Source organism: Bradyrhizobium genosp. SA-3 (genome assembly GCF_004212635.1).
GTDB lineage: Bacteria > Pseudomonadota > Alphaproteobacteria > Rhizobiales > Xanthobacteraceae > Bradyrhizobium.
On sequence record NZ_PSRT01000027.1, the window covers coordinates 24,950 to 47,209 of the forward strand.

At 64.6% G+C, this 22,260-nt stretch carries 22 protein-coding genes and 1 pseudogene; 15 read left to right on the plus strand and 8 right to left on the minus strand.

Annotated features, from left to right (window positions below):
- Nucleotides 1–109 precede the first annotated feature (109 nt).
- Complete coding sequence (locus tag CWO91_RS11705; protein WP_130213590.1) at nucleotides 110–487, plus strand: VOC family protein; 378 nt, start codon at nucleotides 110–112, stop codon at nucleotides 485–487.
- 3 nt (nucleotides 488–490) lie between these two features.
- Here CWO91_RS11705 and CWO91_RS11710 read toward each other — a convergent pair whose 3' ends face one another.
- Nucleotides 491–1,096: a TIGR00730 family Rossman fold protein gene (locus CWO91_RS11710; protein ID WP_165405370.1), complete on the minus strand. Its 606-nt coding sequence runs from the start codon at nucleotides 1,094–1,096 to the stop codon at nucleotides 491–493.
- Nucleotides 1,097–1,297: 201 nt separating this feature from the next.
- Here CWO91_RS11710 and CWO91_RS11715 point away from each other — a divergent pair, with 201 nt between their 5' ends.
- From CWO91_RS11715 to CWO91_RS11730, 4 genes and pseudogenes are all read left to right on the plus strand, one after another.
- Nucleotides 1,298–3,256, plus strand: a complete 1,959-nt coding sequence (locus tag CWO91_RS11715; protein WP_130213628.1) for an ABCB family ABC transporter ATP-binding protein/permease — start codon at nucleotides 1,298–1,300, stop codon at nucleotides 3,254–3,256.
- An 83-nt stretch (nucleotides 3,257–3,339) separates the two neighbouring features.
- Nucleotides 3,340–4,041 (plus strand): annotated as a pseudogene (locus CWO91_RS11720) (phosphatidylserine decarboxylase); the annotation flags it as partial.
- 86 nt (nucleotides 4,042–4,127) lie between these two features.
- The gene (locus CWO91_RS11725) at nucleotides 4,128–5,009 is read left to right on the plus strand and encodes a CDP-alcohol phosphatidyltransferase family protein (protein WP_130213592.1); all 882 of its coding nucleotides are present in this window, start codon (nucleotides 4,128–4,130) and stop codon (nucleotides 5,007–5,009) included.
- Between the two features lie 122 nt (nucleotides 5,010–5,131).
- Complete coding sequence (locus CWO91_RS11730; protein WP_130213593.1) at nucleotides 5,132–5,851, plus strand: RraA family protein; 720 nt, start codon at nucleotides 5,132–5,134, stop codon at nucleotides 5,849–5,851.
- A gap of 18 nt (nucleotides 5,852–5,869) precedes the next feature.
- Here the strand turns inward: CWO91_RS11730 and CWO91_RS11735 are convergent, their stop codons facing one another.
- Nucleotides 5,870–6,163: a hypothetical protein gene (locus tag CWO91_RS11735; RefSeq protein ID WP_130213594.1), complete on the minus strand. Its 294-nt coding sequence runs from the start codon at nucleotides 6,161–6,163 to the stop codon at nucleotides 5,870–5,872.
- Nucleotides 6,164–6,263: 100 nt separating this feature from the next.
- Between CWO91_RS11735 and CWO91_RS11740 the strand changes: the two genes are divergently transcribed.
- The 8 genes from CWO91_RS11740 to CWO91_RS11775 all read left to right on the plus strand — a co-directional run bounded on the left by CWO91_RS11740 (nucleotide 6,264) and on the right by CWO91_RS11775 (nucleotide 16,039).
- Entirely contained in the window at nucleotides 6,264–7,088 is an 825-nt protein-coding gene (locus CWO91_RS11740) for an SDR family NAD(P)-dependent oxidoreductase (protein ID WP_130213595.1), read from the plus strand.
- 202 nt (nucleotides 7,089–7,290) lie between these two features.
- On the plus strand, nucleotides 7,291–8,064 hold the full coding sequence (locus CWO91_RS11745) for a motility protein A (RefSeq protein WP_018645542.1): 774 nt from the start codon (nucleotides 7,291–7,293) through the stop codon (nucleotides 8,062–8,064).
- Between the two features lie 23 nt (nucleotides 8,065–8,087).
- Nucleotides 8,088–8,918: an OmpA/MotB family protein gene (locus tag CWO91_RS11750; protein ID WP_130213596.1), complete on the plus strand. Its 831-nt coding sequence runs from the start codon at nucleotides 8,088–8,090 to the stop codon at nucleotides 8,916–8,918.
- Nucleotides 8,919–9,089: 171 nt separating this feature from the next.
- Nucleotides 9,090–10,991: a potassium transporter Kup gene (locus tag CWO91_RS11755; protein ID WP_165405371.1), complete on the plus strand. Its 1,902-nt coding sequence runs from the start codon at nucleotides 9,090–9,092 to the stop codon at nucleotides 10,989–10,991.
- A gap of 139 nt (nucleotides 10,992–11,130) precedes the next feature.
- Nucleotides 11,131–13,059: a potassium transporter Kup gene (locus tag CWO91_RS11760; RefSeq protein WP_130213598.1), complete on the plus strand. Its 1,929-nt coding sequence runs from the start codon at nucleotides 11,131–11,133 to the stop codon at nucleotides 13,057–13,059.
- Nucleotides 13,060–13,405: 346 nt separating this feature from the next.
- The gene (locus tag CWO91_RS11765) at nucleotides 13,406–13,732 is read left to right on the plus strand and encodes a rhodanese-like domain-containing protein (protein WP_130213599.1); all 327 of its coding nucleotides are present in this window, start codon (nucleotides 13,406–13,408) and stop codon (nucleotides 13,730–13,732) included.
- 8 nt (nucleotides 13,733–13,740) lie between these two features.
- Entirely contained in the window at nucleotides 13,741–14,919 is a 1,179-nt protein-coding gene (locus tag CWO91_RS11770) for an aminotransferase (RefSeq protein ID WP_128945601.1), read from the plus strand.
- Nucleotides 14,920–14,926: 7 nt separating this feature from the next.
- Nucleotides 14,927–16,039 carry a polyamine ABC transporter substrate-binding protein gene (locus CWO91_RS11775; protein ID WP_130213600.1) on the plus strand — a complete coding sequence of 371 codons (1,113 nt, stop codon included), beginning with the start codon at nucleotides 14,927–14,929 and terminating at the stop codon, nucleotides 16,037–16,039.
- A gap of 103 nt (nucleotides 16,040–16,142) precedes the next feature.
- Here CWO91_RS11775 and CWO91_RS11780 read toward each other — a convergent pair whose 3' ends face one another.
- The 6 genes from CWO91_RS11780 to CWO91_RS11805 form a co-directional block, all read right to left on the minus strand.
- Entirely contained in the window at nucleotides 16,143–17,075 is a 933-nt protein-coding gene (locus CWO91_RS11780; protein ID WP_130213601.1) for a lipid A biosynthesis lauroyl acyltransferase, read from the minus strand.
- Nucleotides 17,076–17,083: 8 nt separating this feature from the next.
- Complete coding sequence (locus CWO91_RS11785; protein WP_130213602.1) at nucleotides 17,084–18,361, minus strand: beta-ketoacyl-ACP synthase; 1,278 nt, start codon at nucleotides 18,359–18,361, stop codon at nucleotides 17,084–17,086.
- A gap of 17 nt (nucleotides 18,362–18,378) precedes the next feature.
- On the minus strand, nucleotides 18,379–19,584 hold the full coding sequence (locus tag CWO91_RS11790) for a beta-ketoacyl-ACP synthase (RefSeq protein WP_130213603.1): 1,206 nt from the start codon (nucleotides 19,582–19,584) through the stop codon (nucleotides 18,379–18,381).
- Nucleotides 19,581–20,051, minus strand: a complete 471-nt coding sequence (locus CWO91_RS11795; RefSeq protein ID WP_130213604.1) for a 3-hydroxyacyl-ACP dehydratase FabZ family protein — start codon at nucleotides 20,049–20,051, stop codon at nucleotides 19,581–19,583. Before CWO91_RS11795 ends, CWO91_RS11790 begins: the two co-directional genes overlap by 4 nt.
- Nucleotides 20,052–20,061: 10 nt before the next feature.
- A complete protein-coding gene (locus CWO91_RS11800; RefSeq protein WP_007592476.1) occupies nucleotides 20,062–20,349 on the minus strand; it encodes an acyl carrier protein in 288 nt (95 codons plus the stop codon).
- Nucleotides 20,350–20,551: 202 nt separating this feature from the next.
- The gene (locus tag CWO91_RS11805; protein WP_130213605.1) at nucleotides 20,552–20,893 is read right to left on the minus strand and encodes a hypothetical protein; all 342 of its coding nucleotides are present in this window, start codon (nucleotides 20,891–20,893) and stop codon (nucleotides 20,552–20,554) included.
- Between the two features lie 311 nt (nucleotides 20,894–21,204).
- On the opposite strand from CWO91_RS11805, the gene CWO91_RS11810 reads away from it, so the two are divergent.
- Nucleotides 21,205–21,828 (plus strand): ParB-like protein, encoded by a 624-nt coding sequence (locus tag CWO91_RS11810; RefSeq protein WP_130213606.1) that lies wholly within the window; start codon nucleotides 21,205–21,207, stop codon nucleotides 21,826–21,828.
- A 144-nt stretch (nucleotides 21,829–21,972) separates the two neighbouring features.
- The gene (locus CWO91_RS42865; RefSeq protein ID WP_164934455.1) at nucleotides 21,973–22,116 is read left to right on the plus strand and encodes a hypothetical protein; all 144 of its coding nucleotides are present in this window, start codon (nucleotides 21,973–21,975) and stop codon (nucleotides 22,114–22,116) included.
- The last annotated feature ends 144 nt before the right edge of the window (nucleotides 22,117–22,260 follow it).

Consider the following 22,260-nt stretch of genomic DNA (forward strand, 5'->3'; position numbering starts at 1 on the left):
GCGGCCCGACGACAGGCTCCGCGAAGCAATCCAGAATCCGTCCGCGGACACACGCTGGATTGCTTCGCTACGCTCGCAATGACGAGGAGAGAGAGGGGGAGCGCGACCAATGATCGACCACATCTCCGTCGGCGTCAGCGATCTCGATCGCGCCGCAAAATTCTATGAGGCCGCGCTCGCGGCGCTCGGCCTCACGCGCCTCGTGACGCGTCCGCGGACTATCGGCTTCGGCAAGGCCTATCCGGAGTTCTGGATCAATCTACGCCAGGGCATGCCGCCTGTCGCGCCGGAGAGCGGCGTGCACATCTGCCTGCGGGCGAAGACGACTGATGAGGTCGATGCATTTCACGCCGCCGCGCTGTCGGCCGGTGGTGCCTCCGACGGCGCGCCGGGCATCCGCCCGCACGATCGCGTGCGCTATTACGCGGCGTTCGTCACCGATCCCGACGGCAACCGGATCGAGGCGGTGACGTTTCCGAGCGAGTAGCCGTTAAAGCCTGCGTGCCACTTCCGGGGCGAGCTGCTTTTCTGCCTCGGCGACCTGGGCGGCTGCCGCCTTCAGCTTCGGCAGAATCTCTTCGACCCGATCGGCCTTGAGGATGTCGATCGAAAGGCCGGCGCGGATGAACTCGGTCTGGCGCATGTGCGACAGCAGCGAGAACAGCGGCTCCCAGAAATTGTCGATGTTGGCGAGCAGCACCGGCTTGGCGTGACGGCCGAGCTGCTTCCAGGTCATTTGCTCGACCAGCTCCTCCAGCGTGCCGACGCCGCCCGGCAGCGCCACGAAGGCGTCGGAGCGCTCGAACATCAGCCGCTTTCGCTCGTGCATGTCGGGGGTGACGATCATCTCTTGCACGCGCGTCAGCGCGTTTTCGCGCAGCCGCAGGAAGTCGGGGATGATGCCGGTGACGGTGCCGCCGTGATCAAGCACGGAGGTTGCGACCGCGCCCATCAGGCCGAGCGAGCCGCCGCCATAGACCAGGCGGACGTTGTTTTCGGCGAGCGCCTTGCCGAATGCCTTGGCGCCTTCGGTGAAGCGGGGATTGGTTCCTGGGCCGGAGCCGCAATAGACACAGACGGTTTTGATTGTGCTCATTGGTGCCATGATGCATTGCAACGAAGAGGCGTCAAGCCCAATCGGTGATTCGGATCACCCGGAAATCTACCGGTAAATGGCGACAAACAATCAAAGATTCGCCATCTGGCGGGGTGCGCGGACATCGGGAAGGCTCTATATGACGAACGAAAATCGTTAATGGTAGCGACGCCCGCATCCGGCGGGCTTTCAGGCTTCTTGATGGACCAACCTCAATCGTTCGACGGCGCCGACGTTCCTGATCCTCCTGCGGGGGGACCACTGGAGCGGGCTACGCTGATGGGCACGTTGGCACATCTGTGGCCCTATATCTGGCCCGGCGACCGCTTCGATCTGAAGATGCGGGTGGTCTGGTCGCTGGTGCTGCTGCTTGCCGCCAAGCTGATCACGCTCGCCGTGCCGTTCAGCTTCAAATGGGCGACGGACGCGCTGACCGGCGCCAACACCGCGCCGGTGCAGGCGGACAATTGGCATCTCTGGGTGATCGCCCCGCCGCTGCTGCTCACCGCGAGCTACGGCGCGATGCGCATCCTGATGGCGGTGCTGACGCAATGGCGCGACGGCATCTTCGCGCGCGTCGCCATGCATGCGGTGCGCAAGCTTGCGACCATCACCTTCGTCCACATGCACGAGCTGTCGCTGCGCTTCCACCTCGAGCGCAAGACCGGCGGCCTGACGCGCGTGCTCGAGCGCGGCCGCGAGGGCATCGAGGTCATCGTGCGCATGGTGATCCTCCAGCTGATCCCGACCATCGTCGAGGTCTCGCTGCTGATGGCCGTGCTGCTCTGGCAGTTCGATTGGCGCTACGTGGTCGCGACCCTGATCACGGTCACGTTCTACATGTACTACACCTACATCGCGACCGAGTGGCGGATCGGCATCCGCCGCAAGATGAACGATTCCGACACCGAGGCGAACACCAAGGCGATCGACTCGCTGCTCAATTACGAGACGGTGAAGTATTTCGGCGCCGAGGCGCGCGAGGCACGACGCTACGACAAGTCGGTGGAGCGCTACGAGGAGGCGAGCGTCCGAACCTATACGTCGCTCGCGGTGCTCAACACCGGCCAGGCCGTCATCTTCACGCTCGGCCTGACAGCGACCATGCTGATGTGCGCGATCGGCGTGCGCAACGGTACCAACACGGTCGGCGATTTCGTGCTGGTCAACGCCATGATGATCCAGCTCTATCAGCCCCTGAATTTCATGGGCATGGTCTATCGCGAGATCAAGCAGGCGATCATCGACATCGAGAAGATGTTTGGTGTGCTGGGCCGCGAGGCCGAGATCAAGGACGCGCCCGATGCGCAGCCGCTGGTCGTCTCCGCCGGCACCGTGCGCTTCGAGGACGTGCGCTTTGCCTATGAGCCGACGCGGCCGATCCTGAAGGGCATCAGCTTCGTGGTGCCGGCCGGCAGGACGGTTGCGATCGTGGGACCGTCGGGCGCGGGCAAGTCGACGATCTCGCGTCTGCTGTTCCGTCTCTATGACGTCTCCGGCGGAAAGATCCTGATCGACGGCCAGGACATTCGCGAGGTCACGCAGGGTTCGCTGCGCGCCTCGATCGGCATGGTGCCGCAGGATACCGTGCTGTTCAACGACACCATCCGCTACAACATCCGCTATGGCCGCTGGGACGCCAGCGATGCCGAGGTCGAGGCGGCGGCGCGGCTGGCGCAGATCGACCATTTCATCCGCCTGGCGCCGAAGGGCTACGAGACCCAGGTCGGCGAGCGTGGCCTGAAACTGTCCGGCGGCGAGAAGCAGCGCGTCGCGATCGCGCGCACCGTGCTCAAGGCCCCGCCGATCCTGGTGCTCGACGAGGCCACCTCGGCGCTCGACACCCACACCGAGCACGAGATCCAGGGCGCGCTCGACCGCGTGGCCAAGAACCGCACCTCGCTGGTGATCGCGCACCGGCTCTCGACCATTGTCGGCGCCGACGAGATCATCGTGCTGGATCAGGGCCGCATCGCCGAGCGCGGCACGCACGCAAAGCTGCTCGCGCAGGGCGGCCTCTATGCCAGCATGTGGAACAGGCAGCGCGAAGCCGAGGCGGCACGGGAAAAACTGGCCAAGATGGCCGACACCAGCGAGGCGCCCAACCGGGAGCCGCCGCCGGTCGATGATGCCGTGACGGCGCCTGCGGCGGCGGAGTGACCTTGTCTCGGGTCCCAACTCTGGCCTAAACAACTCCACCGCGCGGGACGGCCCCGTGCGCCGTCAACCTTCAGCGGCAGAGAGCTATGTCCATTCTCGATTCGATCCAGCGTCAGATCCCGCCGATCCACAAGGAGGGCTATCCCTTCATCGGCGGCTTTGCGCTGGCAAGCCTGATCCTGTTCTGGCTGTGGTCCCCTCTGGGGTGGATCGGCACGATCCTGACCGTCTGGTGCGCGCTGTTCTTCCGCGATCCTGTCCGCGTCACTCCCGTGCGCGAGGGGCTCGTGGTGTCGCCGGCGGATGGCCGCATCTCGATGATCACCATGGCGCTGCCGCCGGCCGAGCTCGGGCTCGGCGACCGGCCGTTGCCGCGCATCTCGGTGTTCATGAGCGTGTTCAACTGCCACGTGAATCGCGCTCCCGTAGCGGGCAGGGTGGACCGCATCGCCTACCGGCCCGGCTTGTTCATCAATGCCGAGCTCGACAAGGCGAGCGAGGACAATGAGCGCAACTCACTGGTGATCACGACACCGACGGCGCGGATCGGCGTGATCCAGATCGCCGGCCTCGTGGCCAAGCGCATCGTCTGCTTCGTCAAGGAGGGGCAGGCGATCGGCGCCGGTGAGCGCTTCGGCCTGATCCGCTTCGGCTCGCGCCTCGACGTCTATTTGCCTGTTGGCACCAAGGCGCTGGTGTCGGAAGGGCAGACCGCGATCGCCGGCGAGACGATTTTGGCCGATCTTGCCGGGGACGACCCGAGCCGCAGCTATCGCGCCAATTAACCAATAGTCGGTGCATGTGGCCCTTCCGCCGCAATGGCGGAGGGGAGCGCGGCTTGCTATATCTCGCCTTGAGGTGAGGACGAGCCATGACGCCCTACGATTTGAGAGATCCTGACACGCGCCGGCGGCGGTTCCGTCCGATTCCGGTGCGGATGCTGGTGCCCAACGTCATCACGCTGCTGGCGATCTGCGCCGGCCTGACCTCGATCCGGCTGTCGATCGAGGGGCGGATGTCGCTCGCCGTCTACGCCATCGTGTTCGCGGCCGCGCTCGACGGCATCGACGGCCGCATCGCGCGCATGATCAAGGGCCAGTCTAAATTCGGCGCCGAGCTCGACAGCCTCGCCGATTTCGTCAATTTCGGCGTGGCGCCCGGCCTGATGCTGTATTTCTGGCAGCTGCATGAGCTCGGCAATGCCGGCTGGATCGCGGCGATGGTGTTCGCGATCTCCGGCGGCCTGCGCCTGGCGCGCTTCAACGCCACCATGGACGATCCCAACAAGCCGGCCTTCGCCGCCAATTTCTTCACCGGCGTGCCGGCGCCGGCCGGCGCGATCACCGTGCTGCTGCCGATCTATGTCGCGTTCCTCGATCTCGGGCGCTGGCCGGCGGCGGTAACGGCGGCCTATACGCTTTTGATCGCGTTCCTGATGGTGTCGCGCCTGCCGGTGTTCTCCGGCAAGACCAAGCGCATGCGTGTGCCGCCGGAACTGGTGCTGCCGGCGTTCGTCGCCGTGATCGTTTTTATCGCGATCTTGATCGCCTATCCCTGGCACGTGCTGTCGATCGGCACGGTGCTTTATCTGCTCTGCCTGCCGCTCGGCTACAAATCTTACCGCGATCAGGCGCGTGCGATGGAAACCGCCGCGCCGGCGGGAGGCGAGGTCGCCTCACCCCCTTCGGCACCGACGCTGGCGAATTTGTCGGAGCCGCCGCACGACGACGACCGCCCCGGACGGCTGCACTAAGCGGCCACACGCAGATATCTGCCATGAGGCGCGCCGAGTTGGGTTGAGGCCTGATCTCGGCTATATCGCCCTGTGCCGGCGGCACCGCGCCAACAGCGGCCGCCAATCTGGGAGAGAACGCCGTGACCAATTCCGCGACCGGGCCGCTGCCCGCTTCCGTCCTCGAAGCGCTGGGCCGCTACGACACGCCGACGATCTGCAATGCCATGGAGATCGTGGCGCCCGAGCGGCGGCTGATCGGCTACACCACCAAGCAGCTGGTCTGTCCGTTCCCCGATTTGCCGCCGATCGTCGGCTATGCGCGCACGGTTGCGATCCGCTCGGTGCTGAAATCCTCGCTTCCTGCTGAGAAGCAGTCCAAGCGCCGCATCGACTATTACGAATATGTCGGCACCGGTCACGGTCCGCGCATCTCGGTGATCCAGGATATCGACGGTCCTGATGTCGGCTATGGCGCGTTCTGGGGCGAGGTGCAGAGCAACGTGCACAAGGCGCTCGGCTGCCTCGGCGTCATCACCGACGGCTCGATCCGCGACATCCCGCAATGGGCCCCTGGTTTCCAGGCGCTCGCCGGCTCGATCGGTCCCTCGCATGCCTGGGTGCATGCCGAGAGCTTTGGCGGTGAGGTGCGCGTCGCCGGCATGACCGTGAAGTCCGACGATCTGATCCATGCCGACCAGCATGGCGCCATTGTGATTCCGCTCGACGTCGCGGCAAAGCTGCCCGAAGCGGCCGAGCTCTGCGGCCGCCGCGAGACGCCGATCCTGGAGATCGCCCGCAGCCCCGACTTCTCGCTGGAGAAGCTCAAGGCTGCACTGAAGCGCTCGGCGGAGATTCACTAAACGCGTGACGGAGCGGGCCTACGGCGGCGATGCCGGCCGTGGGCCGCCTTGTTCCGTCAGAAACAGGGCGGCCTGATCCGGCTCACCGAACACCGCGGCGGCGCATCCGATCAGAGTGAAGCCGCCGGCAAGATCCCACAGCGTAATGTTGTCCGCATTGTCCGGGAGATGAATCAACCGCGCGGCGATCACGGCGAAGCCGGCCTCGATAAAAAGCAGGACGCTGAACGCCGGCAGAACCAGCTCCGGCTCGAGCAGATGGAGCGCCAACACCGCGGGCAGTGCGGTGAAAAGACTGAACAAGGTCAACATGGCAAATCGGCTCCTGCGATGGAGCATGCCGCACAGTCAGAGAATACCGCATGATGGCGCGTCACGGATGTGACGCAGGGCCGCAGTCGGAGGACGCGCAATGAGGATGAAGGGCAAAACGGTTCTGATCACCGGCTCGACCGACGGCGTCGGCCGCTACGTTGCGCGCCGGCTAGCTGAGGAAGGTGCGGGGATCCTGATCCACGGCCGCGACGCGCCGCGTGCAAAGATACTGAGCGACGAGATCGTGAAGGCCGGCGGTGTCGCGCCGACTTTCTACCAGGCGGACCTGTCATCGATGTCGGGCACACGTGCGCTCGCGGAGGCCGTGACGCGTGACCACCAGCGCCTCGACGTCCTGGTCAGCAATGCCGGCATTGGCTCGCAGAATGACGGGCCGCAGCGGCAGGTCAGTGCCGACGGTCACGAGCTGCGATTTGCCGTGAACTATCTCGCAGGTTTCCTGCTCGTCCATCTGTTGCTGCCATTGTTGAAAACGGCGGCGGCGTCGCGCATCGTCAACGTCGCCTCGCTCGGCCAGCACCCGATCGATTTCGACGACGTCATGATCACCAGGGGCTACAGCGGCTCGCGCGCCTATGCGCAGAGCAAGCTCGCGCAGATCATGTTCACGATCGATCTGGCGCAGGAATTGAAGGGCACCGGCATCACCGTGAACGCGCTGCATCCCGCGACCTACATGAACACGTCGATGGTGCGCGCCGGCGGCATCACGCCGATGTCTACGGTGGAGCAAGGTGGTGCGGCGATTTTGCACCTCGTCGAGGGCGACGACGTCGCTGATAGAAGCGGATTGTTCTTCAATGGCATGAACGAGGCACGTGCAAATCCGCAGGCCTATGATGCCGATGCGCGCAAGCGCCTGCGCGCGCTCAGCCTGGAGCTGACGGGGTTATCGTCCTAGCGCGGCCAGTTATGGTTAGCGAAGTATTGAGATTGCTGCCGCCGGCCGGCCATCGCAGCGCCTGCAGCACGGCGTACCACACTGTCCGGACTTAACCTTTACGCGGCTTTAAGGGCGGCGCTCTAGGGTTTCCGACGCGGTTCGGGGTTGGGCCGCGCCAGCGGCCAGGACGGCCGTTGTTGCGTACGCGTTGGAGTGTCCCATGGATATCATGACGGGCGTTGGGCTCACGGCCGGCATCATCGTCATCACCGCGATGATCTTCATGGGTGGCGATCTCCACATGTTCATCTCTGAACATGCCATGATCATCATCTTCGGCGGCTCGATCTCCGCCACCATGATCCGCTTCCCGCTCTCGGCGCTCCTGCACGGCCTTCCGCTCGGCGCCAAATTCGCCTTCACCATGAGCCGCCTGTCGGCCCACGACCTCGTCGACGAGCTCGCCCGCATCGCGGAGATCGCCCGCAAGCAGGGCCCCGTGGGTCTTGAAAAGGTCGAGACCGACGAACCCTTCCTCGCCAAGGGCATCCGCTACGTCGCCGATGGCTACGACCTCGATTTCATCCGCGACAATCTCGAGCGCGACCGCGACAATTTCCTGATGCACCTCGACGAGGGCAGCAAGATCTACCGTGCCATCGGCGACTGCGCCCCGGCCTTCGGCATGATCGGCACGCTGATCGGCATGGTGCAGATGTTCGCGAACATGACCGATCCCTCCAAGCTCGGCCCGTTCATGGCGACCGCGCTGCTCGCCACCCTCTACGGCGCGCTGGTTGCGAACCTGTTCTGTCTGCCGATCGCCGACAAGCTGCACGGCAAGCTGCTCGATGAAGAGACCAATCGCACCCTGATCATCGACGGCATCCTGATGATCCGCGACTCCAAGAGCCCGACCTTGGTGCGTGAAATGCTGCTGGCCTATCTGCCGGAGAAGCATCGTCACGCCGAGGGTGAGCCGGTGCCGGCCTGATCGCGCGCATCCGGATTTAGGCCATGGCCAAGAAGAAACGCGGCGATGCCCACGGCGGCGGTCACGGCTGGTTCGTGACCTTCGCCGACTTGATGGGCCTGATGATGAGCTTCTTCGTGATGCTCGTCGCCTTCTCGACCCAGGATGCCAACAAGCTGAAGATCGTCGCCGGATCGATGCGCGACGCCTTCGGCGTGCAGAGCGAGGCGCGCTATGCCGGCATCGTCGAGTCCGACGGTCTGCCGACCCGCCCGCGGCTGAAGAACGTCGACCACATCCAGCCCGAGGATGCCTCCAACACGCCGACGCCCGACCAGGAGGATCGCGACCGCACCTCGGGGGCGAAGATCAAGGTCGACCGCAATTTCGCGCTCGCTGCGGCCTCGCTGCGCCAGGCGTTGCAGGACATGCCGGAACTGACCGAGATGTCCAAGCACATCATGTTCGAGGAGACCAAGCAGGGTCTCAATCTGGAGATCGTCGACCAGGACGGCCGCTCGATGTTCGCCGACGGCTCCAAGGTGCCGTATGACCGCACTCGCCGCCTGGTCGAGAAACTTGCTGTCCCGCTCAAGGCGACGCCGCTGCGCGTCTCCATCGCCGGCCACACCGCGGCCGGATTTGTGCCGACCCGCAGTGACTACGGCGCCTTCGATCTGTCGGCCGACCGCGCCAATGCCGTGCGCCAGATCCTCGAACGCGAGGGCCTGCCGCCGTCGCACATCTTCGCCGTCTCCGGCAAGGCGGATACCCAGCCGCTGTTTCCGGACGATCCCTCGCTCGCGGCCAACCGGCGGGTGACCATCACCTTGATGCGCGAAGATCCGCCGCTGCCGCCCAATCTGAAGCCGTAGCCCCCTTGCGTTACCATCTTACCTGAGGCATGTCGTCGCGAGGTGACGGCGTGGCCGCGCCGTCACAGCATCCGCCTCGGCGCCTGCTAAAGTGGGGTGCCGATTGACAGGCGCGCCGGAAGCGTCAAAAGGCGCCGGATCAAATTCAGGGACGAAGCGTTTTCCACCCTCATGACGGCGAGCATCACATCGACTGAGACCCAGGAAGGGCCGGTCACCGCGGGCTTTTGGTCCCTCACGCTCGGGAGCATCGGCGTCGTCTTCGGCGACATCGGCACCTCGCCGCTCTACGCATTCCACGAGGCCGTCAGGGGCGCGGCCCATGGCGAGCCGGTCTCACGGGTCATGGTGCTCGGCGTGCTCTCGCTGATCCTGTGGGCGCTGCTGATCGTCGTCACTGCCAAATATGTCCTGCTGCTGCTGCGCGCCGACAACAACGGGGAGGGCGGCACGCTCTCGCTGATGGCGCTCGGCCAGCGCGCGCTGGGGGGGCGGCGGAGCTGGTTCCTGCTCGCGCTCGGCGTGGTCGGCGCCTCCATGTTCATCGGCGATTCCATGATCACGCCGGCAATCTCGGTGCTCTCGGCGGTCGAGGGCCTCAAGCTCGCAACCCCTGCGTTCGAGCACTATGTCGTGCCGCTCACCGTTCTCATCCTGGCGCTGCTGTTCGCGGTCCAGAGCAAGGGTACGGCGCTGGTGGCCTCCGCCTTCGGGCCGGTGATGGTGGTCTGGTTCACCTGTCTTGCGGTGATGGGCGCCGTCCACATCGCCGACGATCCCTCGGTGCTGGCGGCGATCAATCCCTATTACGCGGTGCAGTTCGTGCTGTCGCACGGCACGATTGGCCTCGTCACACTCGGCGCCGTGTTCCTGGCGGTGACCGGCGGCGAGGCGCTCTATGCCGATCTCGGGCATTTCGGCCGCAAGCCGATCCAGTCGGCCTGGATGTTCTTCGTGCTGCCCGCGCTCTTGATCAACTATTTCGGGCAGGGCGCGCTAGTGCTGTCCGATCCCAGCGCGATCGAGCATTCTTTCTATCGCATGGTGCCTGAAAGTCTGGTGCTGCCGCTGGTCGGGCTTGCGACGGCCGCGACCGTGATCGCGAGCCAGGCCGTGATCACCGGTGCCTATTCGCTGGTCTATCAGGCGGTGCAGCTCGGCCTGCTTCCTCGCTTCGAGGTGCGCTACACCTCGGAGACCCATGCCGGCCAGATCTATCTGCCGCGCGTGAACCGGCTGCTGCTGATCGGCGTGATGCTGCTGGTGCTGTTGTTCCACACCCCCAGCAATCTGGCTTCGGCCTATGGCATCGCCGTCTCCACCACCATGGTCGCCGACGGCATCATGGGCTTCGTCGTGATCTGGAAATTGTGGAACTGGCGCGCCGCCAGCGCCGCTGTCGTCATCTTGCCCTTCGTCGTCGTCGATATGAGCTTCTTCAGCGCCAACCTGCTCAAGTTGCTCGAAGGCGCCTGGGTGCCGCTGCTGTTCGGCGTGCTCATGGCGGGGACGATCTGGACCTGGCGGCGCGGCTCGGGAATCCTGATCCAGAAGACGCGCCGGATCGAGGTGCCGCTGGACGACCTGATCCGGAGCCTGGAGAAGCGGCCGCCGCATATCGTCAAGGGCACCGCAGTGTTCCTGACCAGCGATCCTTCGTTCGTCCCGACCGCGCTGCTGCACAATCTCAAGCACAACAAGGTGCTGCACGAGCACAACGTGATCCTGACCATCGAGACCGCGCATACGCCGCGGGTCGATCTGTCCGAGCGGTTCCGCATGGAGAAGATCAGCGACAAGTTCTCGAAGGTCCGCCTGCGCTTCGGCTTCATGGAGCAGCCGAACGTGCCCAAGGCGCTCGCGATCGCGCGCAAGCAGGGCTGGCAGTTCGACATCATGTCGACGTCGTTCTTCGTGTCGCGGAGGTCGCTGAAGGCCTCGGCGCAGTCGGGCATGCCGCTCTGGCAGGACCATCTCTTCATTGCGCTGAGCCGTTCTGCCAATGACGCCACCGACTATTTCCAGATTCCCACCGGGCGGGTGGTTGAAGTCGGCACCCAAGTCACCATTTGACCGCAATTGGCGGACCTATGCTAATTTGCATGGTAAGGACCCAAAATCGGGCTAGGCTATGCCGGCAGCGCAGGACTATAAGCCCGCGCGCTCTTCCGCCGTTGTGCAGTGAAGCATTTAGAGGCCATCGGGCTCTCCCATGACCAGTGACGTAGCAGTTCCCGCCCCGGAGACGGCGGCGGCCAACGGGCATGGCGACGCCCACACCACAGCCGGCTTCGGTGCGCTGACGCTCGGCAGCATCGGCGTGGTCTATGGTGACATCGGCACCAGCCCGCTCTACGCATTCCGCGAGGCGGTGATGGCCGCCTCAGGCGTGGAGGGGGTGCCGACGCCTGCGGCGGTGCTCGGCGTACTCTCGCTGATCCTGTGGGCGCTCATCGTCGTGGTGACGCTCAAATACGTCGTGATCCTGCTCCGCGCCGACAACAATGGCGAGGGCGGCACGCTGGCGCTGATGGCGCTGGCCCAGCGCGCCGTCGGAACCGGCGGAGCGACCGTCGTCCTGCTCGGCATCATCTCCGGCGCCCTGTTCTACGGCGATGCCGTGATCACACCGGCGCTCTCGGTGCTGTCGGCGATCGAAGGCATGAAGGACGTCACCCTGACGTTCGAGCCTTACATCGTTCCGCTGACCGTCGTGATCCTGGTTTGTCTGTTCGCCGTGCAGTCACGCGGCACGGCGCGCGTTGCGGCCTTCTTCGGGCCGATCATGTGCGTCTGGTTCGCAGTCCTCGCGGCCGCGGCGATCCATCCGATTATCCAGCAGCCGCAGGTGCTGCTCGCGCTGAACCCCCTCTACGCCGTGTCATTCATGCTGCACCATGGCATCATCGGCTTCATCACGCTGGGTGCGGTGTTTCTGGCTGTGACCGGCGCCGAGGCGCTCTATGCCGACCTTGGCCATTTCGGCAAGCGACCGATCCAGACCGCCTGGCTGTCGATCGTGCTGCCGTCGCTGGCGCTGAACTATCTGGGGCAGGGCGCTCTCGTGCTCGGCGATCCCGGCGCGATCGTCAGCCCGTTCTTCCAGCTCTTCCCGCAAGGTTTTGTTCGCGGCAGCATGGTCGTGCTGGCCACCATGGCGACCGTGATCGCGAGCCAGGCGGTGATCACCGGCGCCTATTCGCTGACGCGCCAGGCGATCCAGCTCGGGCTGCTGCCGCGCTTCGAAATTCGCCATACGTCGGAAGCCCACTCCGGCCAGATCTTCATTCCGCGCATCAACCAGTTGCTGCTGGTCGCGGTGGTGCTGCTGGTGCTCCTGTTCCGCTCCTCCAGCGCGCTGGCGTCGGCCTACGGCATCTCCGTTACCGGCACCATGGTGGTCACCGCGATGATGGGCTTTGTGGTGATCTGGAAGGGGTGGCGGTGGTCGTCGCTCGCCGCCGGCGCGCTGATCGCGCCGTTCTTGTTCCTCGACCTGACCTTCCTGACTGCGAACCTCTTGAAGGTGTTCGAGGGCGGCTGGGTGCCGCTGGCGCTCGGCGCGCTCATGATCATCCTGATGTACACGTGGCGGCGCGGCAGCCGGCTGCTGTTCGATAAGTCGCGCAAGCTCGAGTTCCCGCTCGCCGACCTCGTGGCAATGCTGGAGAAGCGGCCGCCGCAGCGCGTGCCCGGCACCGCCGTGTTCCTGACCTCGGACCCGCTCAGCGCGCCGACCGCGCTGATGCATAGTCTGAAGCACTACAAGGTGCTGCACGAGAAGAACGTCATTCTCACCATCGAGACGGCGCAGACCCCGCGGATCGACCCGGCCGAGCGGGTGAGGCTGGAGCAGATCTCACCGACCTTCACCAAGGTGACGCTGAAGTTCGGCTTCATGGAATCGCCCAACGTGCCCAAGGCGCTGGCGATCGCGCGCAAGCTCGGCTGGCAGTTCGACATCATGTCGACCTCGTTCTTCCTGTCCCGCAGGGCGCTGAAGCCGGCGGCCCATTCCGGCATGCCGCGCTGGCAGGACCGGCTGTTCATCTCGCTGAGCCGCTCGGCGAACGATGCCACCGACTATTTCCAGATCCCCTCAGGCCGCGTGGTCGAGGTCGGAACGCAGGTGACGATCTAGCGTCCGAGCTGGGGCCCCGTCCGTCTCCACCGCTGTCATCGCCCGGCCTTGTGCGCACTTGCGCACTGGACCGGGCGATCCAGTATTCCAGAGACGCTTGTGATTGAACCGAGAAGCCGCGGCGTACTGGATTCCCCGCTTTCGCGGGGAATGACACCGAAATAATGGCGAGAGGTGAAGCAGGAGCTTCCAGCATCTGAAACCTGCACTTCAAGTCGCTGTGATTTAGCTTTAACTTGCGCCGCGCGGCTCAAGCCTTTGTAGCGCTTGATTTTCGTTCGCTGAGAGGCGAGGTTGTCCGCCGGCCGGGGGCATCCCGGCAGGCGCGCGGACGTTGGAGGATGATGTGGCAAACCAGGTACAGGATCTGACCCCGGACGAGGTCTCCAAGGGTGTCGCGGAAGGGCGCTATCTGCTCGTCGATGTCCGTGAGCCGAACGAGGTCGAGGCCGAAGCCTATCCCTACTGCGTCGTGGTTCCGCTCTCAACCTTCGATCCCAAGGCGATCCCCGATCCCCAAGGCAAGGAGGTCGTGTTCGCCTGCCGCTCGGGCAAGCGCTCGGTGACGGCCTCGCTGGCCGCGCAGGCGGCGGGCCTGCCTTACGACAAGCATCTGGCCGGCGGCATGCTGGGCTGGAAGGCGGCCGGTCTTCCCAGCAAGGTCGGTGGCTGACCCACCCGATGACCAAGAGCTCTTCGCTAAACAAGGTCTTCGCCGACCTTCCCGTCACTATCTTCGAGGCGATGTCGCAGGCCGCGCGCGACAATGCCGCTATCAATCTCGGCCAGGGCTTTCCCGACGATCCCGGCCCCGAGGACATCCGCCGCGCCGCGGCCGACGCCTCGCTGAACGGCTACAACCAGTACCCCTCGATGATGGGCCTGCCGGAGCTGCGCCAGGCGATCGCAACCCATTATGGCCATTGGCACGGGCTCAAGCTCGACCCGATGAGCGAGGTGATGGTGACCTCCGGCGGCACCGAGGCGCTGACCTCGGCGATCCTCGCAGTGGTCCAGCCCGGCGACGAGGTGGTCTGCTTCCAGCCGGTCTATGATTCCTATCTGCCGATCATCCGCCAGGCCGGCGGCATTCCGCGCCTCGTGCGACTCGAGCCGCCGCACTGGCGGCTGAATGAGGACATGCTGAAAAGCGTCTTCAATTCAAAGACCAAGGCGGTGCTGTTCAACAACCCCTTGAATCCCTCCGCGGTGGTGTATCCGCGCGAGGACCTCGAACTGTTGGCGCGCTACTGCCAGGAATTCGACGTCATCGCGATCTGCGACGAGGTCTGGGAGCACGTCACTTTCGACGAGCACAAGCACATCCCGCTGATCACCATTCCGGGCATGCGCGAGCGCACCATCAAGGTCGGCTCGGCCGGCAAGATCTTCTCGCTGACGGGCTGGAAGATCGGCTTCGTTTGCGCCGCGCCGCCGCTCTTGCGCGTCGCTGCCAAGGTGCACCAGTTCCTGACCTTCACCACCGCGCCGAACCTCCAGGCCGCCGTCGCCTATGGCCTGGGCAAGTCCGACGACTACTTCCTGTCGATGCGCAAGGACCTGACGCGGAGCAGGGATCGCCTGACCAGGGGCCTGGAGAGCCTCGGCTTCCCCGTGCTGAAGTCGCAAGGCACCTACTTCCTCACCGTCGACCTGTCGCCGCTCGGGCTCAACGAGAGCGACACCGAGTTCTGCTGGCGGATCGTCAGGGATTACAAGGTGGCGGCGATCCCGGTGTCGGCGTTCTACGAGCAGGACCCGGTGACCTCCGTGGTGCGCTTCTGCTTTGCCAAGAAGGACGAGACGCTCGACACCGCGTTGGAGCGGCTGTCGGACGCGGTGCGCGGCCGCAAGAGGTAGATTTGAGATGACGAACGTCGGCCGCTCCAGGCTTTGCCTCGGCTTTGCAATCGCCGCAGCGCTGACGTTGCTCTCCGCTCCCGCCAAGGCCGAGGAGCGGGTCGTCAACTTCTACAACTGGTCCAACTACATGGCGCCGGATGTCCTTGAGGCCTTCACCAAGGAGACAGGCATCAAGGTGGTCTACGACACCTTCGACGCCAACGAGACGCTGGAGACGCGCCTGATGGCCGGCAAGTCCGGCTACGACGTCGTGGTGCCCACGGCCTATTTCCTCCAGCGCCAGATCAAGGCCAACATCTTCCAGAAGCTCGACAAGTCGAAGCTGCCTAACTTGGCCAACGCCTGGCCGATGGTAACCAAGCATCTTGCGACCTACGATCCCGGCAACGACTACGCCGCCAACTACATGTGGGGCACGACGGGCATTGGCTACAACGTCACCAAGGTGAAGCAGATCCTCGGGCCCGATGCGAAGATCGACAGCTGGGACATGGTCTTCAAGCCGGAGAACCTGGCAAAATTCAAAGACTGTGGCGTGCACATGCTCGACTCCGCCGACGACATCTTTCCGGCGGCGCTGAACTATCTCGGGCTCGACCCGAACTCGACCAAGCAGGCGGACCTGGAGAAGGCCGCCGACGCCGTCGCCAAGGTCCGCCCGTCCGTGCGCAAATTCCACTCCTCCGAATACTTAAGCGCGCTCGCCACCGGCGAGATCTGCTTCGTGGTCGGCTGGTCCGGCGACGTCATGCAGGCCCGCGCCCGCGCGGCGGAGGCAAAGAGCGGCGTCGAGATCAGCTACACGATTCCGAAGGAAGGCGCGCAGATGTTCTTCGACAATCTCGCGATCCCCGCGGATGCCAAGAACGTCAAGGAGGCCTACGAGCTGATCAACTATCTCTACCGCCCGGACGTTGCCGCCAAAAATTCGGACTTCCTGTCCTACGCCAACGGCAACCTCGCCAGTCAGAAGCTGGTCGATCCAAAAATCCTGAACGACAAGAACATCTACCCGGACGAGGCGACGCTCGCAAAACTCTTCGTCATCACGGCGCGTGAGCCGGCGACCCAGCGCATCATCAATAGGCTCTGGACCAAGGTGAAGACGGGGCGTTGAGCGACACGTCCGTCATTGCGAGCGAAGCGAAGCAATCCAGAATTTCTCTGCTGGGGGCACTCTGGATAGCTTCGTCGCTTCGCTCCTCGCAATGACGGTGCAACTACCGCCACCGCCGGTGCAGCCAGAGCCACTGCTCGGGATGCTCGCGCACCCAGCTCTCCACCACGCTCGTGATCGCCTGGGTCGTGCCCTGGATGTCGATCTTGCCCTCAGTGTCGCGGACCGGCTTGATCTCTTCGGTCAGCTCGCCGCGAAAGCGGCCGCCGGGGAGGCGGATGATGCGGACGCCGTGGATCGGGCATTCGACCTGGCGCAAGAGGCGCGCCAGCATCGGATTGGCGCGGGTTTTACGGCCGAAGAAGGTAACCTCGACGCCGGCGGTGAGGTACTGGTCGATCAGCATGGCGACGTGCTTGCCATCCTTCAGCGCCTGCGCGAGCCGCAGCGGCGCGTCGCGCCCCGCAGGGATCAGCGTGCCCATGTTGACCTGACGCATCTCCTGGATGATGCGGTCGGCAGAGGCGATGTTCGGCCGGCGATAGAGGATCGCGGTATCCAGCCCGTGCGCGACGGCGGCGAGCGCCGGCAATTCCCAGTTGGCGAGATGCGCGGCGAAGATCAGCGCCGGCTTGCCGTCGTCGCGGATCTGGTCGAACAGCTCGATGCTGCGCGGCGACAATTCGATCCGGCTCTTTTCAGGGTGATCGCGGTCATAATCCCAGACATGGTCGATATGGGCGAACTCGGCGCCGACGCGGCCGAGATTGTCCCAGACGCCCATCAGGATCTGTTCGATCTCCTCCGGCGATTTCTCCGGAAATGCCGCAGTGAGGTTGGCGCGGCCGATGCGATGCTCGCGCAGGCGCGGCCCGATCAGCTTTACGACGCGTGCGAAAAAGTCCGAAGTCTTGACCGGATCGAAATAGCGCGTGGTGCGCAGCAGGCCGACCGTGGCGGCGCCGATCAGGCTGCCTCCGATCGATTTGGCAGCCTCCCGCGCGCGGGCTTTCGTCCTCGCAGTCAGCAGCGCCATGCGTCCGGTCAGGCCGGTTCGCGAGTCAGGATCAGCGAGGCGTTCTGGCCGCCGAAGCCGAACGAGTTCGACATCACCGCAGTGACGCGGGCATCGCGCGCCTTGTTGCCGACGACGTTGAACAGGATCGTCGGATCCGGGGTCTCGTAGTTGATCGTCGGCGGGATGCGCTGATGCTCGAGCGTGAGCAGCGAGAAGATCGCCTCGACCGCGCCGGCAGCCGAGATCGTGTGGCCGACCATCGACTTGTTGGAGGTGACTGGAATCTTCTGCGCGAGCTCGCCGAACACGGCCGATGTCGTGTTGAACTCCATCTTGTCGTTCTCGGGTGTCGAGGTGCCGTGCGCGTTGATGTGGTCGATCTGGTCCGGCGTCATGCCGGCATCGGCCAGCGTCTTGTTCATGCAGCCGATGATCGGCTTGCCGTCGGGCGAGGAGCGGGTGCGATGGAAGGAATCAGTGAGCTCGCCGCAGCCGGCGATCACGCCGAGGATCTTTGCGCCGCGCGCAGTCGCCGCCTCGTAGCTTTCGAGCACCAGCGCGCCGGCCCCTTCCGCCATCACAAAACCATCGCGGTTCTTGGAGAAGGGGCGGGAGGCCGCCTGCGGCGGATCGTTCTGGGTCGACAGCGCAGAAAGCAGCGAGAAGCGCACCAGCGCTTCCGGGTTCACGGTACCGTCGGTCGCGACGCACAGCGCGGCGTCTGTCTCGCCGCGGCGGATCGCCTCGACGCCGAGCTGGATCGAGGTCGCGCCCGAGGCGCACGCCGTCGACAGCGAGATCGGCGAGCCCTTGGTGCCGAACGTCTCGGCGAGATGCGCGGCGACAGAGCCGAACATGAAGCGATGATGGTAGGCGCTGTACTTGCCGCCGCCGGAAATGCGCAGCAAATCGTCATAGGTGATGTCGAGCTGGCCGACGGCGCGACCGAGTTCGCGACGCTGCGGCCATTCGACCTCGACCGGCGCAACCGCGAGGAAGAGGGGACCAGGGAAATCCGCCTTGGCGCCGATGCCGGCCTGCTCGAGCGCTTCCTGCGTCACCAGCTCGGCCATCCGCTCGGAGAGGGCGGTGGAGGAGAACGGATCGACGCTGACGAAATCCACGGTACCGGCCATCGTGGTCCTGAGGCCGTCGATCGGAAAGCGCGTGATGGTGCGAATACCGGATTCGCCGGCGACCAGCTTCGCCCAATTGTCGGCCTTGCCGGCGCCGAGCGAGGTCATGATGCCCATGCCGGTGACGACGACGACGGGACGCCCGAATTTGTCGCGTGGTGCAGTCATGTCGATCCCCGCTTCAGCTAGCTCACTGCCTCGACCAGCGCCATGCCTTCGCCGCGCCAGTGTCCGGCCCCTACCACCACGATCTGGGTGGGTGCGCCCCGCATTTCAATCTCGGTCCCCGTGGAATCATTCGGCGGGAACAGCGCGCCGCGCGAGATCGACAGTGCGGCGAGGGCAATGCCGAGCGGGAATTGCGTCTCCATGGTGTGGCCGAACATCGTGCCGGTCGAGCGCACCGGGAGCTCGGCATGGTTCTTCAGGAAGCTGCGCTCTTCCGAGGTCGCGGGCTCGGCGCCGGTCGCGCCTGATATGATCGCGCCCTTGCCCGCGCGCTTGGGCAGCTTTTCCCAAAGCTTCTCCAGTGTCGCAGTCATGTCGCCACCCTGCTTGCGCCGGGCGAGGTCGGCAACGACGCTCGACAGCTTTGCGAACGGCTTGGCGCCGCGCGCCTCTGCATGCGCCCGTGATTCGAGCACCAGAAAGGCGCCGGCCGAACCGAGCGCGAAGCCGGGATGCTCCTTGCGTGCCCAGACGGGCGCGAACTTGTCCTTCAGGTTGAAGTCGCCGAATGCGTAGAGAACCAGCAGGTCCTTGCGCTCGCCATTGTGCGAGCCGCCGACCAGCGCGATGTCGCTCTCGCCCGAGGCAATGCGCGCGAGCGCAATGCGGGCGGCGTCGGCGCCGGCGACCTCTTCACCCATGAAGGTGCGCGAGGTGCCGCCGAGACCATGGACGATGGCGATGTTGCCGGCCAGCAGGTTGGAAAGCTGGGCCAGGAACAGGGTGGGGCGCAGATCGCTCATCAGCCGCTCGTTGAGGAAGCCGGGCGCGTTGGCGCCCTTGGCCTCGGCCGTAAGCACGCCGGTGTCGACGTTGAGGTCGCGCTCGCCGCCGCCTGCGGCGATCACCATGTCGATCTTCGACAGGATGTCCTTGTTGCCCTTGATCCCGGCGGAGTCGAGCGCAAGGCCCGCGGCATAGGTGCCGATACGCTGCCAGGCTTCCATCTGGCGCTGGTCGCCCTTCTTCGGAATCTGGCTGTCGAAAGAGACCGGCATCAAGGGATGCACGATGTAGGGCGCAAAGCCCTTCTCGTCGACATTGATGCGCTTCTCCTGGAGCGCGGCCCAGTTGGCGTCGAGCCCCTCGCCGAGCGAGGTGGCAAGGCCAATGCCGGTGATCCAGACTTCCGTCTGGGCGGGCTTCGAAGCAGTCTCAGTCATGGCGATACGGCCTGTTGCGGAAAGCCGATGCGCTTGGCGAATGCGTCCATGTAGCCGCGCATATCCGCATTGGGGAAGGGGATCAGCGTGAAGGTGAGTGCCGAGTTTGCGCGCAGCTTGCCGCCGACCCTGATCTTGGCTTCGGTCATGGCATAGCCCGAGCCTTCATGGGTAAGGCTCGCTTCGATGCTCATGAGATCGCCCGGGTAGACCGAACCGCGGACCTTGGCCTCCTTCACGGCGGCCAGGATCGGCATGCGTTCGAACTTGAACACGCCGAGCTGAAGCCAGCCGGAGGCTTGCGCCATCGATTCGATCAGGAGCACGCCGGGCATCAAGGGATAGCCCGGGAAGTGCCCCTCGAAGACGGTGCTCTCCTTCGGGACTTGGGCCTCGACGACGATCGTCTTCTCGTCGACCTTGAGGTCGACGATACGATCGATCATGTGGAAGTATTCGAGTTGCATGGCCGCGCGCTTAGGCGCTCGCGCCCTTGGCCGCGACGAGCTCGTCGATGCGCGCGCACAGGTTCTTCAGCACGAAATACTGCTCAGTGGTCGCCTTGCCGTCGTTGACCTCCTGGGTCCACTTTTCCAGCGGCAGCTTGATGCCGAACTGCTTGTCGATCGCGAAGGCGATATCAAGGAAATCGAGGCTGTCGATGCCGAGATCATCGATGGCATGACTATCCGGCGTGATCGTGTCGCGCGGGATGTCGCAGGTTTCAGCGATGATCGTGGCGACCTGATCGAATGTGGAAGACATCACTAAGCCTTTGATATATTGCAGGTATTTGTCAGATTTCCAGAGTGGCGCGGTGGGTGGGCATCGCGCCCCTGATGACGCCCTCAAACCCCCCTCTGGCCGGGTCGAAAGCCCGTATATCGGAGCGCCGCCTTGAGTTCAATGGAGCCGGGCAGGCGAGCAGACAGGCCTGGGGATGCCCGCCACAGCCCGTCCGCCGGGCCTAAATATGCGGCGTCGTGATCTTGACGCAGTCGCGGCGGCCCATCAGCACGCAATCCTGGGTCCGGCGCAGGTCGGCGATGCTCACGGCGAGCCAGATCCCGATCGCGGTCAGCGCGATGGTGAAGGCGAGCGCCGCGATATTGGCGAGCATGCGGTGGCGGAAATCGTCCGGTTCGGTGCGGGGCTGCTCGTAGCGGGTCAGGTCGAGCGGCTCGGGCGCCGCGCGCAATTGCTGCACGGTGCCGTTGCCCCGGCGAACCATCGGGGAAGGCGAGGTGCGCGGCCTGAACTGGAGCACCCGGTGCTCGTCATCAGAGCTTATGGGCCGCTGGGTTGTCATGGGGCGGGGATCACTCCGAAGCAGCGATTTTTTAGATAGCACACGTGACGAACCTGTTGCAGAAAATCTTCTCAACGCGTAGCTGCATTTCCTGTTCGCACTATTCTGCATGGCGCCGTCAAAAAGCCGGCCGTGACGCGGTCAGGAATGCGCGGATTGCGTTGCAACAACGGCCGCGGAGCTCAAGCCTGCGTCCGCATCTGCTTGTGATCTCCGCCTGCAGCCCAACGCATTTTGCCTCCCCTCGGACCATGGCATAGTCCAGGGAACCTGTTTCCACCAATTGCAGCCATGTAAGGGACCGTTCGATCATGACCAATACGCGCGAGCCGAGAGTGCATCCGGTCCCGATCCTGTCGCTTCGGCCGACGCAGATGACGGTCGGCATGCGCGAGGTCAAGGAGAAGCGCAAGCGCTGGCGCCAGCACGACAGCAAGAAGCAGGCCGACCTGCTCGGCAAGCACATGATCCCCGTCGTCTACGGCCCGGACCTGCGCTACTACGTGATCGACCATCATCATCTCGGCCGCGCGCTGCATGACGAGGGCATCAAGGAGGTGCTGGTGACTGTCGTTGGCGACCTCAGAATGGTCGAGCGCGAGGCCTTCTGGGGCGTCATGGACAACAAGCGCTGGGTCTATCCATACGACGCCAAGGGTGAAAGGCGGCCGTTCCGCGACCTGCCGAAATCGGTGGCTGACCTCAAGGATGACCCCTTCCGCAGCCTCGCCGGCGAGCTCCGCCGCATCGGCGGCTTCGCCAAGGATACGACGCCATTCTCCGAATTCCTGTGGGCCGACTATCTGCGCCGAAAACTCGCGCGCAAGGTGATCGATGCCGATTTCGACAAGGCGCTCGAGAAGGCCATGTCCTCGGCTAGAAGCAAGGATGCGATCTATCTGCCCGGCTGGTGCGGGCCGGCGGACGATGATTAGGGGTGCATCTGTACCGCATGCGGCACTGCAAATCCGGACCTCATCACAGCCTCTTGAGCGAAGTCATTTTCTGCCCGCATGAAGCGCTCTTGAAACAGAGCCGTCCCATCTTTTGGGGCAATCGGGCTCACACAGGAGGCAGGAATGCGCCGTCTGTTTTTCGCTGTTGCCTTGCTCGCCCTCGCGTCAGCAGGGGTTTCGGCCTCGTTTGCCGCAGTTCACCACGCCAAGACATTGACGTTTGCCGAGCGCTTTGCTCCGGCACTCGAATTGATGGCAAAGCACTAGCGGCATAGCGCTTCGCAGCTGCACGCAACGCATCGGTCGCGTGATCACTTCCGGCCTTGCGCGCCGGAGAGCGGCGGCGAGCCGCATCCGCGGGTTCTCAATCCCTGCGTCCTGATCGCGCGCGGGTCCTTGATATGTCGCAAA

Excerpts from the sequence above, each read along its gene's own strand:
- CWO91_RS11785 (WP_130213602.1), bottom strand. The coding sequence starts at position 18,361 with ATGACTGCACCACGCGACAAATTCGGGCGTCCCGTCGTCGTCGTCACC.
- CWO91_RS11775 (WP_130213600.1), top strand. The coding sequence starts at position 14,927 with ATGACGAACGTCGGCCGCTCCAGGCTTTGCCTCGGCTTTGCAATCGCC.
- CWO91_RS11705 (WP_130213590.1), top strand. The coding sequence starts at position 110 with ATGATCGACCACATCTCCGTCGGCGTCAGCGATCTCGATCGCGCCGCA.
- CWO91_RS11800 (WP_007592476.1), bottom strand. The coding sequence starts at position 20,349 with ATGTCTTCCACATTCGATCAGGTCGCCACGATCATCGCTGAAACCTGC.
- CWO91_RS11735 (WP_130213594.1), bottom strand. The coding sequence starts at position 6,163 with ATGTTGACCTTGTTCAGTCTTTTCACCGCACTGCCCGCGGTGTTGGCG.
- CWO91_RS11750 (WP_130213596.1), top strand. The coding sequence starts at position 8,088 with ATGGCCAAGAAGAAACGCGGCGATGCCCACGGCGGCGGTCACGGCTGG.
- CWO91_RS11810 (WP_130213606.1), top strand. The coding sequence starts at position 21,205 with ATGACCAATACGCGCGAGCCGAGAGTGCATCCGGTCCCGATCCTGTCG.
- CWO91_RS11710 (WP_165405370.1), bottom strand. The coding sequence starts at position 1,096 with ATGAGCACAATCAAAACCGTCTGTGTCTATTGCGGCTCCGGCCCAGGA.
- CWO91_RS11715 (WP_130213628.1), top strand. The coding sequence starts at position 1,298 with ATGGACCAACCTCAATCGTTCGACGGCGCCGACGTTCCTGATCCTCCT.
- CWO91_RS42865 (WP_164934455.1), top strand. The coding sequence starts at position 21,973 with ATGCGCCGTCTGTTTTTCGCTGTTGCCTTGCTCGCCCTCGCGTCAGCA.
- CWO91_RS11795 (WP_130213604.1), bottom strand. The coding sequence starts at position 20,051 with ATGCAACTCGAATACTTCCACATGATCGATCGTATCGTCGACCTCAAG.
- CWO91_RS11790 (WP_130213603.1), bottom strand. The coding sequence starts at position 19,584 with ATGACTGAGACTGCTTCGAAGCCCGCCCAGACGGAAGTCTGGATCACC.
- CWO91_RS11770 (WP_128945601.1), top strand. The coding sequence starts at position 13,741 with ATGACCAAGAGCTCTTCGCTAAACAAGGTCTTCGCCGACCTTCCCGTC.
- CWO91_RS11725 (WP_130213592.1), top strand. The coding sequence starts at position 4,128 with ATGACGCCCTACGATTTGAGAGATCCTGACACGCGCCGGCGGCGGTTC.
- CWO91_RS11805 (WP_130213605.1), bottom strand. The coding sequence starts at position 20,893 with ATGACAACCCAGCGGCCCATAAGCTCTGATGACGAGCACCGGGTGCTC.
- CWO91_RS11740 (WP_130213595.1), top strand. The coding sequence starts at position 6,264 with ATGAGGATGAAGGGCAAAACGGTTCTGATCACCGGCTCGACCGACGGC.
- CWO91_RS11755 (WP_165405371.1), top strand. The coding sequence starts at position 9,090 with ATGACGGCGAGCATCACATCGACTGAGACCCAGGAAGGGCCGGTCACC.
- CWO91_RS11760 (WP_130213598.1), top strand. The coding sequence starts at position 11,131 with ATGACCAGTGACGTAGCAGTTCCCGCCCCGGAGACGGCGGCGGCCAAC.
- CWO91_RS11780 (WP_130213601.1), bottom strand. The coding sequence starts at position 17,075 with ATGGCGCTGCTGACTGCGAGGACGAAAGCCCGCGCGCGGGAGGCTGCC.
- CWO91_RS11745 (WP_018645542.1), top strand. The coding sequence starts at position 7,291 with ATGGATATCATGACGGGCGTTGGGCTCACGGCCGGCATCATCGTCATC.